The 16,229-nt window shown below is 62.5% G+C and carries 13 protein-coding genes; 9 read left to right on the forward strand and 4 right to left on the reverse strand.

All coding sequences use genetic code 11. From position 1 onward, the window contains the following. The first annotated feature begins 33 nt into the window (after positions 1–33). Both yegD and AAIE04_RS19290 read left to right on the forward strand, forming a co-directional pair. Positions 34–1,386: a molecular chaperone gene (gene yegD, locus AAIE04_RS19285; RefSeq protein ID WP_019452412.1), complete on the forward strand. Its 1,353-nt coding sequence runs from the start codon at positions 34–36 to the stop codon at positions 1,384–1,386. 51 nt (positions 1,387–1,437) lie between these two features. Beyond that, positions 1,438–2,004: a GNAT family N-acetyltransferase gene (locus AAIE04_RS19290; protein ID WP_154747537.1), complete on the forward strand. Its 567-nt coding sequence runs from the start codon at positions 1,438–1,440 to the stop codon at positions 2,002–2,004. Here the strand turns inward: AAIE04_RS19290 and AAIE04_RS19295 are convergent. Together AAIE04_RS19295 and AAIE04_RS19300 are read right to left on the reverse strand one after the other, a co-directional pair. Next, positions 2,001–2,618, reverse strand: coding sequence for a pyridoxamine 5'-phosphate oxidase family protein (locus AAIE04_RS19295; RefSeq protein ID WP_154747536.1), 618 nt, complete (start codon positions 2,616–2,618; stop codon positions 2,001–2,003). The genes AAIE04_RS19290 and AAIE04_RS19295 overlap by 4 nt on opposite strands. A 68-nt stretch (positions 2,619–2,686) precedes the next feature. Further along, positions 2,687–3,640 (reverse strand): aldo/keto reductase, encoded by a 954-nt coding sequence (locus AAIE04_RS19300; RefSeq protein ID WP_154747535.1) that lies wholly within the window; start codon positions 3,638–3,640, stop codon positions 2,687–2,689. A gap of 273 nt (positions 3,641–3,913) precedes the next feature. Here AAIE04_RS19300 and AAIE04_RS19305 point away from each other — a divergent pair, with 273 nt between their 5' ends. From AAIE04_RS19305 to baeR, 6 genes are read left to right on the forward strand one after another with little or no spacing between them, the layout of a single operon-like run. Next, positions 3,914–5,155 (forward strand): MdtA/MuxA family multidrug efflux RND transporter periplasmic adaptor subunit, encoded by a 1,242-nt coding sequence (locus AAIE04_RS19305; RefSeq protein WP_154747534.1) that lies wholly within the window; start codon positions 3,914–3,916, stop codon positions 5,153–5,155. Further along, positions 5,155–8,274 carry an MdtB/MuxB family multidrug efflux RND transporter permease subunit gene (locus tag AAIE04_RS19310; protein ID WP_435981670.1) on the forward strand — a complete coding sequence of 1,040 codons (3,120 nt, stop codon included), beginning with the start codon at positions 5,155–5,157 and terminating at the stop codon, positions 8,272–8,274. Before AAIE04_RS19305 ends, AAIE04_RS19310 begins: the two co-directional genes overlap by 1 nt. Next, on the forward strand, positions 8,271–11,351 hold the full coding sequence (gene mdtC, locus AAIE04_RS19315) for a multidrug efflux RND transporter permease subunit MdtC (protein WP_019452406.1): 3,081 nt from the start codon (positions 8,271–8,273) through the stop codon (positions 11,349–11,351). Before AAIE04_RS19310 ends, mdtC begins: the two co-directional genes overlap by 4 nt. Before the next feature lie 10 nt (positions 11,352–11,361). Then, positions 11,362–12,792 carry a multidrug transporter subunit MdtD gene (gene mdtD, locus AAIE04_RS19320; protein WP_019452405.1) on the forward strand — a complete coding sequence of 477 codons (1,431 nt, stop codon included), beginning with the start codon at positions 11,362–11,364 and terminating at the stop codon, positions 12,790–12,792. Next, a complete protein-coding gene (baeS, locus tag AAIE04_RS19325; protein WP_019452404.1) occupies positions 12,789–14,171 on the forward strand; it encodes an envelope stress sensor histidine kinase BaeS in 1,383 nt (460 codons plus the stop codon). Before mdtD ends, baeS begins: the two co-directional genes overlap by 4 nt. After that, complete coding sequence (gene baeR / locus AAIE04_RS19330) at positions 14,171–14,887, forward strand: envelope stress response regulator BaeR (RefSeq protein ID WP_019452403.1); 717 nt, start codon at positions 14,171–14,173, stop codon at positions 14,885–14,887. The genes baeS and baeR overlap by 1 nt, the downstream gene beginning before the upstream one ends. Before the next feature lie 7 nt (positions 14,888–14,894). On the opposite strand, the gene AAIE04_RS19335 is transcribed toward baeR, so the two are convergent. Both AAIE04_RS19335 and AAIE04_RS19340 read right to left on the reverse strand, forming a co-directional pair. Continuing rightward, positions 14,895–15,284 (reverse strand): type II toxin-antitoxin system VapC family toxin, encoded by a 390-nt coding sequence (locus tag AAIE04_RS19335; RefSeq protein WP_498057189.1) that lies wholly within the window; start codon positions 15,282–15,284, stop codon positions 14,895–14,897. Between the two features lie 3 nt (positions 15,285–15,287). Beyond that, a complete protein-coding gene (locus tag AAIE04_RS19340; RefSeq protein ID WP_019452401.1) occupies positions 15,288–15,551 on the reverse strand; it encodes an antitoxin in 264 nt (87 codons plus the stop codon). A 338-nt stretch (positions 15,552–15,889) separates the two neighbouring features. Between AAIE04_RS19340 and AAIE04_RS19345 the strand changes: the two genes are divergently transcribed. After that, the gene (locus AAIE04_RS19345) at positions 15,890–16,228 is read left to right on the forward strand and encodes a YegP family protein (RefSeq protein ID WP_033644064.1); all 339 of its coding nucleotides are present in this window, start codon (positions 15,890–15,892) and stop codon (positions 16,226–16,228) included. Position 16,229: the final 1 nt, after the last annotated feature.

Below are 16,229 nucleotides of genomic sequence, written 5' to 3' on the forward strand. Positions count from 1 at the left end.
GCCCCCCTTCATTGGCATGGGGACTAAAAAGAGATGTTTATTGGATTCGATTACGGGACGGCCAACTGTTCCGTTGCAGTGATGCGCGACCACGGCCCCGAGCTGCTGACGCTGGAGAACAACGCGCCGTATCTGCCTTCGATGCTGTGCGCACCGACCCGCGAAGCGGTGAGCGAATGCCTGCACCGCCATTGGCAGGTGCCGACCGGCAGCGAAGAAAACCAGCAGCTGCTGCGCCGCGCCATCAGTTACAACCGCGAAGAAGACATTCCGGTCGGCAGCGACAGCGTGCTGTTCGGTCTGCAGGCGCTGGCGCACTACATGGAAGATCCGGAAGAGGTGTACTTCGTGCGCTCGCCGAAGTCCTTCCTCGGCGCCAACGGCCTGAAGCCGCAGCAGATCGCGCTGTTCGAAGATCTGGTGTGCGCCATGATGTTCCACATCAAACGCCAGGCGGAAAACGTGCTGCAAACCGGCATCGATCAGGCGGTGATCGGCCGGCCGATCAACTTCCAGGGCATCGGCGGCGAAGAGGCCAACCGGCAGGCGCAGGGCATTTTGCAGCGCGCCGCCGAACGCGCCGGTTTCAAGGAGATTGAATTCCAGTTCGAGCCGGTGGCGGCGGGATTGGACTTCGAAGCGACGCTGAGCGAAGAGCAAACCGTGCTGGTGGTGGACATCGGCGGCGGCACCACCGACTGCTCGGTGCTGCTGATGGGGCCGCAGTGGCGCGACCGCGCCGATCGCCAACAAAGCCTGCTGGGCCACAGCGGCTGCCGGGTCGGCGGTAACGATCTGGACATCATGCTGGCCTTCAAACAGCTGATGCCGCTGTTTGGCCTCGGCGGCGAAACCGGGAAAGGCATCGCCTTGCCGGCGCTGCCTTACTGGAACGCGGTGGCGACCAACGACGTGCCGGCGCAAAACGACTTCTACAGCGCAGCCAACGGCCGTGTGCTGCGCGATCTGATCCTCGACGCGGCGGAGCCGGAAAAGGTCAAACGCCTGCTGAAAGTGTACCAGCAGCGCCTGAGCTACCGACTGGTGCGTGCGGCCGAAGAGAGTAAGATAGCGTTGTCCGGCCAAACGGCCATCAGCGCGCCGCTCGGCTTCGTGCAGGCCGATCTGGCGGAAAGCATCAGCCAGGATCAGCTCGCCGACGCCATCTCGCAGCCGTTGATGCGCATTCAAGAGCAGGTCAGCGCCGCGTTGGCCAGCAGCCAGACCGCGCCGCAGGTGATCTACCTGACCGGCGGCAGCGCGCGTTCGCCGCTGCTGCGCGCCGCGCTGCAACAGCAGCTGCCGGGCATTCCGATCGTCGGCGGCAACGACTTCGGCTCGGTCACCGCCGGGCTGGCACGCTGGGCGCAAACGCTGTTCCGTTGACAGCCCAAGGGCGCGACTCGCCGCGCCCTCGTTCATTGGAGGCTATGCATCATGTCACCCCTTCTTACCCTCGACAGCGCCAGACTGCGGCTACGCCCCTGGCGCGACGACGATCTGCCGGCCTTCGCCGCGCTGAATGCCGATCCACAAGTGATGCGCTATTTCCCGGCGACGATGACGGCCGAGGAAAGCCGCGCGCAGGCCGAGCGCCTCCGCGCCGCCATGCAACAACAGGGCTGGGGGCTATGGGCGGTGGAAGTGAAAGGCGGCGCATCCTTTATCGGGTTTGTCGGCCTGGCGGTGCCGGGCGACGATCTGCCTTGCTCCCCCTGCGTGGAGATCGGCTGGCGGTTGGCGGCGGCCCACTGGGGCAACGGCTACGCCGCTGAAGCGGCGCGCGCCGCGCTGGAGTGCGCCTTCGGCACGCTGCACCTGCCGGAAGTGGTGTCCTTCACCGCCGAAGATAACCAGCCGTCGCGCCGGGTGATGACGCGCATCGGCATGCAGTTCGACGGCGAAACCTTCCTGCACCCGCGCCTGCCGGCGGGCCATCCGCTACAGAAGCATGTTTTATACCGGCTAAGCCGGCAAACATGGCGCGCACGCCACGGCGATTAATACAGCGTATCCTTCAGCCGCTGCGGCAACGCGCTGTCATACTCCTCGCCGTCGAAGCGCGTTTGGCTGACCGCGGCCAAAATATGGCCGGGGCTGGGCAACGCCGAACGTTCGAGGCGGCTGCCCTCTTCCCATAATCCTGAACGCAGGATCGCCCGACTGCACTGGAAAAATACCGCTTCGACACGAATACGCAGCACCGAACGCGGCAGCTGGTTGCGGTAGGCAAAGCGCTGCAGCACCGCCGGCGCGACCACAATCTCCGCCCGCCCGTTAATCCGCAGCGTTTCGCCGATGCCGGGGATCAGCAGCAGCAGCGCCACCCGATTGTCGTGCAGGATATTGCGCAGGCTATCGATGCGGTTATTGCCGCGCCGGTCCGGCAGCAGCAGGGTATTCTCGTCTTCGATATGAATAAAACCGGCCGGATCGCCGCGCGGGGAGACATCCATGCCGTCCGGCCCAACCGTCGAGAGGGCGGCAAACGGCGCCGCCTCGATAAATGGACGGTACGCCGGGTGGATATAGCTGACTTCTTTAAAAACCGAGGGCGCGCCGGGTTTGCCGTACAGCTGTTCCAGCGTCGCGAGGTCGTTGATGGTATCACCAGTCATTGCGGTTTCCTGAATGGGCCATGTTGACCCATTCAGCATAGAGCAAAATCGCCGCCGGGTAATGCGCCTTACCAGGCGCTGGCGAGGTTCAGCACCTGGATATCCTCCGCATCCAGCGTCAGGCGGGTGGCGCTGACCAATTCATCCAGCTGTTGCAGCGAGGTCGCGCTGACGATCGGCGCGGTGACGCTTGGGCGCGCGATCAGCCAGGCCAACGAGACCTGCGCCGGCGAGGTGCCGTGTTTGCTCGCCACCTGATCCAGCGCCGCCAGAATGCGGAAACCACGCGGGTTAAGGTAGCGCTCGACAATGCGATCGCCGCGCTGGCTTTTACCTTCGTCCTCTTTACTGCGGTATTTGCCGGTCAGGAAGCCGCTGGCCAGCGCAAAGAAGTTGATCACCCCCAGCCCGTGGCGCTGCGCCACGCCCTCCAGCTCGGCCTCATAGCCTTCGCGCGCATACAGGTTATATTCCGGCTGCAGGGTTTCATAACGTGCCAGCCCGTGGCTTTCGCTCACCCGCAGCGCTTCTTCCAGACGATCCGCCTGATAGTTGGAAGCGCCGATCGCCCGCACCTTACCGGCCTTGATCAGCGCATCGAACGCCGCCAGCGTCTCTTCCAGCGGCGTATCGCGGTCATCGTCGTGCGATTGGTAAAGGTCGATATAATCGGTTTGCAGACGGCGCAGCGAGTCTTCCACCGCCTGCCGAATATAGCGCGGCGACAGCCCCTGCTTACCCTCACCCATCGGTTTGCCCACCTTGGTGGCGATGATCACCTGGTCGCGCTTGCCGCTCTTCTTCAACCATTCGCCGATGACGGTTTCCGATTCACCGCCCCGATTGCCCGGCGCCCAGCTGGAATAGACGTCGGCGGTATCGATAAAGTTAAGCTGATTTTCCACCAGCGCATCCAACAGGCTGAAAGAGGTCGCCTGATCCGCCGTCCAGCCGAATACGTTGCCGCCGAAGGTCAACGCCGGCACATGAATGCCCGAACGGCCCAGTTGTTTCTTGCTCATGATAGAGGCTCCATGGAGTTGAATGATTTACTGGTTAATTATTAGCTTTAAAAATAAAAAGCCGTTAAAACTCATTGGCTATAAGCAAAAACCCAACGCTTATAAACATAGCAGGCGACAATCGTTAACTTATTCGGAAAATGCTGACGGTTCCTCCTTATTTCCTTCATTTTTATGCCGCTTTGACTGGCTAAACTAGTATTCTGTAAGGAGTGTCATTTTTGTGGCAATGCGTGCGCACACGCTTGTCCTCTGGAGAGAATTTTCGCCGCCATGAAAGCAAAACCCCAACGTCGTTCCCTGATGCTGCGCCTGCTGGTTGCCGCCATCGCGGTCATCGCTGCCGTACTGATTTGGCGCCACTTCAACGCCGCACCGCCGGCGGCTGAAACGCCGACGGCCGCTCACCATGCCGGTGGAGCCAAAGGAGCGGCTGCCGGTGGCAAACGGCGCGGCAATCTGTCGCCGGTTCAGGTGGCCACGGCCACTCAGCAATCGGTGCCGAGCTATCTGATCGGGCTGGGCACTGTCACCGCCGCCAACACCGTTACCGTCACCAGCCGGGTCGACGGCCAATTGATGGCCCTGCACTTCACCGAAGGGCAGCAGGTGAAGGCCGGCGATCTGCTGGCGGAGATCGATCCCCGTCCGTTCCAGGTGCAGCTGACGCAGGCCCAGGGGCAGTTGGCGAAAGACCAGGCGACGCTGGCCAACGCCCGGCGCGATCTGGCGCGCTATCAGCAACTGGTGAAAACCAACCTGGTTTCCCGCCAGGAACTGGATACCCAGGTCTCGCTGGTGCAGCAGACCGAAGGATCGATCAAGGCCGATCAGGGCGCGGTGGACAGCGCGCAGCTGCAGCTGACCTACAGCAAAATCATCGCCCCAATCTCCGGCCGCGTAGGCCTCAAGCAGGTCGATATGGGCAACTACATCACCAGCGGTTCTACGGCCATCGTGGTGATCACGCAGACGCACCCGATCGAGGTGGTGTTCACCCTGCCGGAAAGCAACATCAGCGACATCATGAAAGCGCAGAAAGCCGGGCCGGTCAGCGTCGAGGCCTGGGGGCGCACCAACAAGACCCTGCTGGCGCAGGGCAACCTGCTGAGTCTGGATAACCAGATAGACACCACCACCGGCACCATCAAGCTGAAGGCGCAGTACGCCAACCAGGACGATGCGCTGTTCCCCAACCAGTTCGTCAATGCGCGGCTGAAGGTCGCCACGCTGCAAAACGCCATCGTGGTGCCGACCGCCGCCGTGCAGATGGGCAACGAAGGCAACTTCGTCTGGACGATGGACGACGAGAATAAAGTCAGCAAACGCCTGGTCACCGTCGGCATTGAAGACAGCCAAAACGTGGTGATCGCCAGCGGCCTGAACGCCGGGCAGCGCGTGGTAACCGACGGCATCGATCAACTGACGGAGGGGATGAAGGTCGAGGTGGTGACGCCGCAAACCAAAGCGGCCGACGGCAACGCCGCGCCGCACGCCAAGCGGGAGAAAGCCTGATGCAGGTGATGACGCCGAACCCCGGCGGCGGCCCGTCCCGCCTGTTTATTCTGCGCCCGGTCGCCACCACGCTGCTGATGGTGGCGATCCTGCTGGCAGGGATTATCGGCTACCGCGCGCTGCCGGTATCCGCCCTGCCGGAAGTGGACTACCCGACCATTCAGGTGGTGACGCTGTACCCCGGCGCCAGCCCGGACGTGGTGACCTCCGCCATCACCGCGCCGTTGGAGCGCCAGTTCGGCCAGATGTCCGGCCTCAAGCAGATGCTGTCGCAAAACTCCGGCGGCGCCTCGGTGATCACCCTGCAGTTCCAGCTGGCGCTGTCGCTGGATATCGCCGAGCAGGAAGTGCAGGCTGCGATCAACTCCGCCACCAACCTGCTGCCGACCGATTTGCCCTACCCGCCAATCTACAGCAAGGTTAACCCCGCCGATCCGCCGATCCTGACGCTGGCCGTCACCTCTACCGCCCTGCCGATGACGCAGGTGGAAGACATGGTGGAAACCCGCGTGGCGCAGAAAATCTCCCAGGTGACCGGCGTCGGCCTGGTCACCCTTTCCGGCGGCCAGCGCCCGGCGGTGCGCGTAAAACTCAATGCGCCGGCGATGGCGGCCAACGGGCTCGACAGCGAAACCGTGCGCACCGCCATCACGGCCGCCAACGTCAACTCCGCCAAAGGCAGCCTGGACGGCCCGACCCGTTCGGTCACCCTGTCCGCCAACGATCAGATGAAGTCCGCCGATGAGTACCGGCGGCTGATCGTCGCCTATAAAAACGGCGCGCCGATCCGCCTGCAGGACATCGCCACCGTCGAGCAAGGGGCAGAAAATACCCGGCTCGCGGCCTGGGCTAACAAGCAGCCGGCGATCGTGCTGAACATCCAACGCCAACCCGGCGTCAACGTCATCACCACCGCCGACAGCATCCGTGAGATGCTGCCGACGCTGATTAAAAGCCTGCCCAAGTCGGTCGACGTCAAGGTGTTGACCGACCGCACCACCACTATTCGTGCCTCGGTCAGCGACGTGCAGTTCGAGCTGCTGCTGGCGATCGCGCTGGTGGTGATGGTGATCTACGTGTTCCTGCGCAACGTGCCGGCAACCATTATCCCCAGCGTGGCGGTGCCGCTGTCGCTGGTTGGCACCTTCGCCGCCATGTACTTCCTCGGTTTCTCGATCAACAACCTGACGCTGATGGCGCTGACCATCGCCACCGGCTTCGTGGTGGACGACGCCATCGTGGTGATCGAGAACATCTCGCGCTACATCGAGAAAGGCGAAAAACCGCTCGACGCCGCGCTAAAGGGAGCCGGCGAAATCGGCTTCACCATCATCTCGCTGACCTTCTCGCTGGTGGCGGTGCTGATCCCGCTGCTGTTCATGGGCGACATCGTTGGCCGCCTGTTCCGCGAGTTCGCCGTGACGCTGGCGGTGGCGATTCTGATCTCCGCCGTGGTGTCGCTGACGCTGACGCCGATGATGTGCGCCCGCCTGTTGAACCATGAGTCGCTGCGCAAGCAAAACCGTTTCTCCGCCGCCTCAGAACGCTTCTTCGAGCGCGTGATCGCCGGCTACGGCCGCTGGCTGAAAGTGGTGCTCGCCCACCAGTGGCTGACGCTGTGCGTAGCGTTGAGCACCCTGGCCGTCACCGTGCTGCTCTACCTGTTCATCCCCAAAGGCTTCTTCCCGATTCAGGACAACGGCCTGATCCAGGGCACGCTGGAAGCGCCGCAGTCGGTGTCGTTCAGCAAAATGGCGGTGCTGCAACAACAGGTCGCCGCCCAGGTGTTGGAGGATCCGGCGGTGGAGAGCCTGACCTCGTTTATCGGCGTCGACGGCACCAACGCCGCGCTCAACAGCGGCCGGCTGCAGATCAACCTGAAACCGCTGAGCGAACGCAGCGACAGCCTGCAAACCATCATCGATCGAATGCAGGAAAAAGCGGCGGCGCTGCCCGGCCTGAAACTCTATCTGCAGCCGGTGCAGGATCTGACCATCGATACCCAGGTCAGCCGCACGCAGTACCAGTTCACCCTGCAGGCGATGTCCCTCGAGCAGCTCAGCCAATGGGTGCCGCAACTGGTCGATGAACTGCGGCAAACCCCCGAACTGCAGGACGTCAGCAGCGACTGGCAGGATCAGGGGCTGGAAGCTTATATCAACGTCGATCGCGACTCGGCTTCGCGCCTCGGCATCCAGATGAGCGACGTGGACAGCGCGCTGTACAACGCCTTCGGCCAGCGCCTGATCTCCACCATCTACACCCAAGCCAACCAGTATCGCGTGGTGCTGGAACATGACGTGCAGGCGACGCCAGGGCTGGCGGCGCTGAACGATATCCGCCTCACCAGCAGCAGCGGCGCCGTGGTACCGCTCAATACCATCGCCAAAATCGAGCAGCGCAACGGGCCGCTGGCGATTAACCACCTCGATCAGTTCCCGGCGACCACCGTCTCCTTCAACGTGGCGGAGGGCTACTCGCTGGAAGAAGCGGTCAACGCCATCACCCAGGTCGAGAAAAACCTGGCGATGCCGAAAGACATCACCACCAAGTTCCAGGGGGCTACCCTGGCCTTCCAGGCCGCGCTCGGCAGCACGCTGTGGCTGATCCTGGCGGCGGTGGTGGCGATGTATATCGTGCTCGGCGTGCTGTATGAAAGCTTCATCCATCCGGTCACCATTCTCTCCACCCTGCCGACCGCCGGGGTCGGCGCGCTGCTGGCGCTGATGCTGGCGGGCAGCGAGCTGGACGTGATCGCCATCATCGGCATCATCCTGCTGATCGGCATCGTGAAGAAAAACGCCATCATGATGATCGACTTCGCCCTGGCCGCCGAACGCGAGCAGGGTATGAAGCCCTATGACGCCATCTATCAGGCCTGCTTACTGCGCTTCCGGCCGATTCTGATGACCACGCTGGCCGCCCTGCTCGGCGCGCTGCCGCTGATGCTCAGCACCGGCGTCGGCGCGGAGCTGCGCCGGCCGCTCGGCATCTGTATGGTCGGCGGCCTGATCATGAGCCAGATCCTGACGCTGTTCACCACCCCGGTGATCTACCTGCTGTTCGATAAACTGGCGCGCAATACCCACGCCAAAGAAGAAGCGCGGGAGACACCGTGAAATTCTTCTCGCTGTTTATCTTCCGCCCGGTGGCCACCACCCTGTTGACGCTGGCGATCGCGCTGGCGGGCGCGCTGGGCTTCAGCCTGCTGCCCGTCGCGCCGCTGCCGCAGGTGGATTACCCGGTGATCTCCGTCACCGCCACCCTGCCGGGCGCCGATCCGGAAACCATGGCGACCTCGGTCGCTACCCCGCTGGAGCGCGCGCTTAGCCGCATCGCCGGGGTCAACGAAATGACCTCGATGAGCTCGCTGGGCAGCACCCGGGTGATCCTGCAGTTCGATCTCAGCCGCGACATCAACGGCGCCGCGCGCGACGTGCAGGCGGCGATCAACGCCGCGCAAAGCCTGCTGCCTTCCGGCATGCCGAGCCGCCCAACCTATCGGCAGATGAACCCGTCGGACGCGCCGATCATGATCCTGACGCTCACTTCCGACACCTACAGCCAGGGCCAGCTTTACGATTTCGCCTCCACCCAGCTGGCGCAGAAGATCGCCCAGACCGAGGGCGTCGGCGACGTCACCGTCGGCGGCAGTTCGCTGCCGGCGGTGCGGGTGGAGCTGAATCCTTCCGCGCTGTTTAACCAGGGCGTGTCGCTGGACAGCGTGCGCCAGGCCATCAGCAACGCTAACCTGCGCACGCCGCTCGGCTCGACCGAAAGCCAGGACAAGCGCTGGCAGATCCAGAGCAACGATCAGATCAAAAAGGCCGAAGGCTACAAGCCGCTGATCGTGCATTACAACAACGGTTCCGCCGTCCGGCTGAGCGACGTCGCCAACGTCATCGATTCGGTGCAGGACGTGCGCAACGCCGGGATGACCAACGCCCAACCGGCGATCCTGCTGGTGGTCAGCCGTTCGCCGGACGCCAACATCATCGCCACCGTCGATCGCATCCGCGCCGAGCTGCCCGACCTGCAGGCCAGCATTCCTGCCTCGATCAAACTGAACATCGCGCAGGATCGCTCGCCGACCATTCGCGCTTCGCTGGCGGAAGTGGAGCAGTCGCTGGTCATCGCCATCGCGCTGGTGATCCTGGTGGTGTTCGCCTTCCTGCGTTCCGGCCGCGCTACGCTGATCCCCGCCGTCGCCGTGCCGGTGTCGCTGATCGGTACCTTCGCCGCCATGTACCTGTGCGGTTTCAGCCTCAACAACCTGTCGCTGATGGCGCTGACCATCGCCACCGGCTTTGTGGTGGACGACGCCATCGTGGTGCTGGAAAACATTTCCCGCCACGTGGAGGCCGGCATCAAACCGCTGCAGGCGGCGCTGCAGGGGATACGCGAGGTCGGCTTTACCGTGCTTTCGATGAGCATGTCGCTGGTAGCAGTGTTCATTCCTCTGCTGCTGATGGAGGGGCTGCCGGGGCGTTTGTTCCGCGAGTTCGCCGTCACCCTGTCGGTGTCGATCGGGCTGTCGCTGATCATCTCGCTGACGCTGACGCCGATGATGTGCGCCTACCTGCTGCGCCCGCAGCCTGAACGCGCGCAGCAGCGCGTGCGCGGCTTCGGCAAGCTGTTGATGAAACTGCAGCAGGGCTACGGCCGCTCGCTGCACTGGGTGCTCGACCACGCTCGCTGGGTGCTGGCGATCCTGCTGGCGACGGTGGCGCTCAACGTCTGGCTGTACATCAGCATCCCGAAAACGTTCTTCCCGGAGCAGGATACCGGCCGTCTGATGGGCTCCATTCAGGCCGATCAGAGCATCTCGTTCCAGGCGATGCGCCAAAAACTGCAGGACTTTATGACCATCGTGCGCGACGATCCGGCGGTGGACAACGTCACCGGTTTCACCGGCGGTTCGCGCACCAACAGCGGTTCGATGTTCATCGCGCTTAAACCGCTGTCCGAACGCAAAGAGAGCGCGCAGCAGGTGATCGCCCGCCTGCGCGCCAAGCTGGCGAAAGAGCCCGGCGCCAGCCTGTTCCTGATGGCGGTGCAGGATATCCGCGTCGGCGGCCGGCAGGCCAACGCCAGCTATCAGTACACGCTGCTGTCGGACGATTTGAGCGCCCTGCGCACCTGGGAGCCGAAAATCCGCACCGCGCTGGCCGCCCTGCCGGAGCTGGCGGACGTCAACTCGGATCAGCAGGATAAAGGCTCGGAGATGGATCTGATTTACGACCGCGACACCATGTCCCGCCTCGGCATTTCGGTGTCGGACGCCAACAACCTGTTGAACAACGCCTTCGGCCAACGGCAGATCTCCACCATCTATCAACCGCTCAACCAATACAAGGTGGTGATGGAAGTGGCGCCGCCCTACACCCAGGACGTGAGTTCGCTGGATAAAATGTTCATCATCAACAGCGAAGGCAAGGCGATACCGCTCTCCTACTTCGCGCACTGGCAGCCGGCCAACACGCCGCTGGCGGTCAACCACCAGGGGCTGTCCGCCGCCTCCACCATCTCGTTCAACCTGCCGCTCGGCGCCAGCCTGGGCGACGCCACCGACGCCGTCACCCGCGCCATGACCCAGCTCGGCGTGCCGCCCACGGTGCGCGGCGCCTTCGCCGGCACCGCCCAGGTGTTCCAGGACACCCTGAAATCGCAGGTGATCCTGATCCTGGCGGCGATCGCCACGGTGTATATCGTGCTCGGCGTGCTGTACGAGAGCTATATCCACCCGCTGACCATCCTCTCCACGCTGCCTTCCGCAGGCGTGGGGGCGCTGCTGGCGCTCGAACTGTTCAGCGCGCCGTTCAGCCTGATCGCGCTGATCGGCATCATGCTGCTGATCGGCATCGTGAAGAAAAACGCCATCATGATGGTCGACTTCGCGCTCGAGGCGCAGCGCAACGGAGGCATCAGCGCCCGCGAGGCGATTTTCCAGGCCAGCCTGCTGCGTTTCCGGCCGATCATGATGACGACGCTGGCGGCGTTGTTCGGCGCGCTGCCGCTGGTGCTGGCCAGCGGTGACGGCGCGGAGCTGCGCCAGCCGCTCGGCATCACCATCGCCGGCGGCCTGGTGATGAGCCAGCTGCTGACGCTGTACACCACGCCGGTGGTCTATCTTTACTTCGACCGGCTGCAGGCGAAGTTCCGCCGTAACAAGCAACTGGCCCCGCTGCCGCACTAATGGCCGACCGATGCTGATGAAACACACCGCCACGGTACGCTGGCAACTCTGGATAGTGGCGTTCGGCTTCTTTATGCAGACGCTGGATACCACGATCGTCAACACCGCCCTGCCCTCGATGGCCGCCAGCCTGGGGGAGAACCCGCTGCGCATGCAGTCGGTGATCGTCTCCTATGTGCTGACGGTGGCGGTGACGCTGCCGGCCAGCGGCTGGCTGGCGGACAAGGTCGGCGTACAGCGGGTGTTTTTCAGCGCCATCGTGCTGTTTACCCTCGGCTCCATCCTCTGCGCCCGCTCGGAAACCCTGAACGAACTGATCGCCTCGCGCGTGATTCAGGGCGTCGGCGGCGCAATGATGGTGCCGGTCGGCCGCCTGACGGTGATGAAGATCGTACCGCGCGAGCAGTACATGGCGGCGATGACCTTCGTGACGCTGCCGGGCCAGATCGGCCCGCTGATGGGGCCGGCGCTGGGCGGCTTTCTGGTGCAGTACGCCAGCTGGCACTGGATTTTCCTGATCAATATTCCGGTAGGCATCGTGGGCGCCATCGCCACGCTGCTGCTGATGCCCAACTACCAAATGCAAACCCGGCGTTTCGACCTCAGCGGCTTTATCCTGCTGGCGATCGGCATGGCATCGCTGACGCTGGCGCTCGATGGCCACAAGGGCATGGGACTGTCCGGCGCCGCCATCGCCGGCCTGGTGGCGCTGGGCGCAGCGGCGTTGTTGGGGTATGTTTGGCATGCCTACGGCAATAGCCGCGCCCTGTTCTCGCTGCGGCTGCTGCGCACCCCGACCTACAAGATCGGGTTGCTGGCCAGCCTGTTGGGGCGCATCGGCAGCGGCATGCTGCCGTTCATGACGCCGCTGTTCCTGCAGGTGGGCATGGGCTTCACGCCGTTCCACGCCGGGCTGATGATGATCCCGATGATCATCGGCAGCATGGGCATGAAGCGCATCGTGGTGCAGGTGGTCAACCGCTTCGGCTATCGCAACGTGCTGGTGGCGGCCACGCTGCTGCTGGCGCTGGTCAGCCTGAGTTTCCTGCTGGCGGCGATGCTCGGCTGGCTGTGGCTGCTGCCGGTGGTGCTGTTCTTCCAGGGGATGGTCAACTCGCTGCGCTTCTCGGCGATGAACACCCTGACGCTGAAAGACCTGCCGGACCGGCTGGCCAGCAGCGGCAACAGCCTGTTGTCGATGGTCATGCAGCTGTCGATGAGCCTTGGCGTCAGCGTCGCCGGCATCTTGATCGGCAGCTTCGCCCATCACCAGGTGGTGGCCGACAGCCCGGCCATCCACAGCGCATTTATCTACAGCTACTGCTGTATGGCGTTGATTATCGCCCTGCCCGCGCTGGCCTTCGCGCGCGTGCCGGCCGATAGCGCGCCCAACCGCACGCTGACCAAAGAGCCGGGTACCGGCTCAACGAGGTTGCAATGAAGATAGGCATTACCGGGAAACTGTTCCTGGCCATTTTCGCTACCTGCATGCTGGTGTTGATCACCATGCATTGGGGGGTGCGCGTCAGCTTTGAACGCGGCTTTATCGATTACATCAAGCACAGCAACGAGCAGCGCATCAACATGCTGAGCGAAGCGCTGGAGGAGCAGTACAGCCGCCACGGCAACTGGATATTCCTGCGCAACAACGATCAGGTTATCTACCAGATCATGCGTTCGTTCGAACAGAACAGCGACAGCAGCCACAACCTGCCGCCCAAGGGCTGGCGCACCCAGTTTTGGGTGGTGGACAGCCAGTTCAACCGGCTGGTGGGCCACTCCGGACCGGTGCCGAAAGAGGGGCCGCGCCACCCGATCCGCTATAACAACACGATCGTCGGCTGGGTGATCACTACCCCGGTCGAACGCCTGACGCGCAACACCGATATCAACTTCGATCGCCAGCAGCGGCGCACCAGTTGGATTATCGTCGCGCTCTCCACCTTGCTGGCGGCGGCGGTGACCTGGCTGCTGTCGCGCGGCATGCTGGCGCCGGTCAAGCGCCTGGTGGCGGGCACTCATCGCCTGGCGGCGGGCGACTTCACCACCCGCGTGACGGTCAGCAGCCAGGATGAGCTGGGCAGGCTGGCGCACGACTTCAATCAGTTAGCCACCTCACTGGAGAAAAATGAGCAGATGCGCCGCGCCTTTATGGCCGACGTGTCGCATGAGCTGCGCACGCCGCTGGCGGTGCTGCGCGGCGAGCTGGAGGCGCTGCAGGACGGCGTGCGCCAGCCGACGCCGGCGTCGCTCAGCTCGCTGCAGGCCGAGGTGTCCACCCTGACCAAACTGGTCGATGACCTGCACCAGCTTTCGCTTTCCGATCTCGGCGCGTTGGCCTATCGCAAGTCGTCGGTAGACTGCGTGCATCTGCTGCAGGTTGCCGTCGCCGCCTTCCGCGAACGCTTCCGCGCCAAAGGGCTGGAAATCGTCACGCATCTGCCGCCTCAGGCGCCGCTGTTCGGCGATCCCGATCGCCTGAACCAGTTGTTCAATAACCTGCTGGAAAACAGCCTGCGCTACACCGACGCCGGCGGCCGGTTGGAAATCAGCGCCGAGCTACAGCCGGGGCGGCTCTTCCTCTACTGGCAGGACAGCGCGCCGGGCATCAGCGATCAGCAACTGACGCGCATTTTCGAACGTTTCTACCGGGCGGAAGGCTCACGCAACCGCGCCAGCGGCGGTTCCGGCTTGGGTCTGGCGATCTGCCACAACATTGTGGAGGCGCACGATGGAAAAATCCGCGCCGAGCATTCGCCTTTAGGCGGCGTGCGCATTACAGTAGAATTTGCTACCCCGATAAAAAATAAGGCGCCCTGATGGACATTCAGAATCAACCTATGCAGATCATGATTGTTGAAGATGAGCCCAAGCTGGGTCAGTTGCTGGTGGATTATCTGCAGGCGGCGGGTTACGCCACCCGCTGGCTGACCAACGGCAGTGAGGTGGTGCCGACCGTGCATCAACATCCGCCGGCGCTGATTTTACTCGATCTGATGCTGCCGGGCGCCGACGGCCTGACGGTATGCCGCGAGCTGCGCCGCTTCAGCGATGTGCCGATCGTGATGGTGACGGCGAAAATCGAAGAGATCGACCGCCTGCTGGGGCTGGAGATCGGCGCCGACGATTACATCTGCAAACCCTACAGCCCGCGCGAGGTGGTGGCGCGGGTGAAAACCATCCTGCGCCGCAGCTATCGGCCGCAGGATAATGCGCGGGAAGATGACCTGCTGCACATCGATGAACCGCGTTTCCAGGCCAGTTATCAGGGGCAGCTGCTGGATCTGACGCCGGCGGAGTTCCGCCTGCTGAAAACCCTGGCCAGCCAACCGGGCAACGTGTTTTCGCGCGAACAGCTGCTGAACAACCTGTATGACGACTATCGGGTAGTCACCGACCGCACCATCGACAGCCACATCAAAAATCTGCGGCGCAAGCTGGAGCTGATCGACGGGGAGAAATCCTTTATCCGCTCGGTATACGGCGTGGGCTACCGCTGGGAAGCCGACCCTTGCCGGCTGGTGAATGGGGTTTAGGGGGAAATCAGCGCGTCCAGTCCTCAACAGCCAATCCGGGCACCATGGCGAATGCGCGATCGTTGGTCACCAGCGTCGCGCCACGGCTCTGCGCATGAGCGGCGATCAGTTGATCCATCGCGCCCATGATTTTCCCCTTTCTCTCCATGTTTGCCCGCATTTCACCGTAACAGCGGGCAGCCTCGCTATCCCATGCATAGACCGTTACCGCGGCAATAAAGGCCTCGACCATGTTTTGCAACGCCTTGTTCCGCCGTTTAGCCACACCGTAAAGCAGTTCCGCCTCCGTGACGCTGGAAATACATACGGCAGAAGGCGGGAGCTTTTCCATGACGTTAAGCACCTGCGGATGCTGCCGAAACAAGTGGCTGACGGTGTTGGTATCAAACATGTACATCGCCTATTCGTCCTCTGAGAATGGATCGCGGTCTGCAACCCCTTGCTGACGATCTTCCGCGCCAAGAAACTCTTGCGGCACCGGCGTTTGGGCGATAATGCTCAGCAGCGGCGCCCAGCTGTCCGGCTTTGCTGGATATTTGGATAAAATCACGTTGCCCTCCCGATCGCGACGGATATAGACACGATCCGTATCAAATTCAAACTCCACCGGTAACCTCACCGCCTGATTTCTGCCGTTTTTAAACAGCTTTGCGATTCTTTCCATCTCGACACCTCCACAGCTGGCATAGGCCAAAGCATATGCCTGTAGCGTGTCGATGCCAAGATGTATCGCTCATTTTTCATCCACATTGACGAAACGGCCAAACACTAACGCACAATTTCACGGGTTGAAACCCTGTTCCCCTCGTTATGCGGTGCACTGCGCAATCACCGCGCCTTTCCTTAGCTTCCCGTGCGGCGGCAGGCTCACCGAATGAAAACTCCGCGCCGGCGCAAAAAAATTGCGCATTTTTTCGACTAAGCTGCGGTGAGGTTTAGCCGCCGATTTTCAAGCGATTGGCTACACTTACATCACGAATCGGAACCTACAGGAGAAGAACCATGGCAATCGGTCATTACGAGCTGAAAAAAGCAAAGAACGGACAGTACCACTTCAACCTGAAAGCCAGTAACGGCGAGATCATTCTGGCCAGCGAGATGTACGCCAGCAAAGCGTCAGCGGAGAACGGCATCGCCTCGGTGCAGACCAATTCGCCGCACGAAGCGCAGTTTGAACTGAAGCACAGCACCAGCAATCAGCCCTATTTTGTGCTGAAGGCCAAGAACCATCAGGTGATCGGCGTCAGCGAAATGTACAGCTCCGAAAGCGCGGCCAAAAACGGTATCCAGTCGGTGATAAAAAACGGCCCGACCACCGATATCCGCGATTTGAGCGCCTGAT

This window comes from Serratia sp. Ae19-1 (assembly GCF_059801225.1).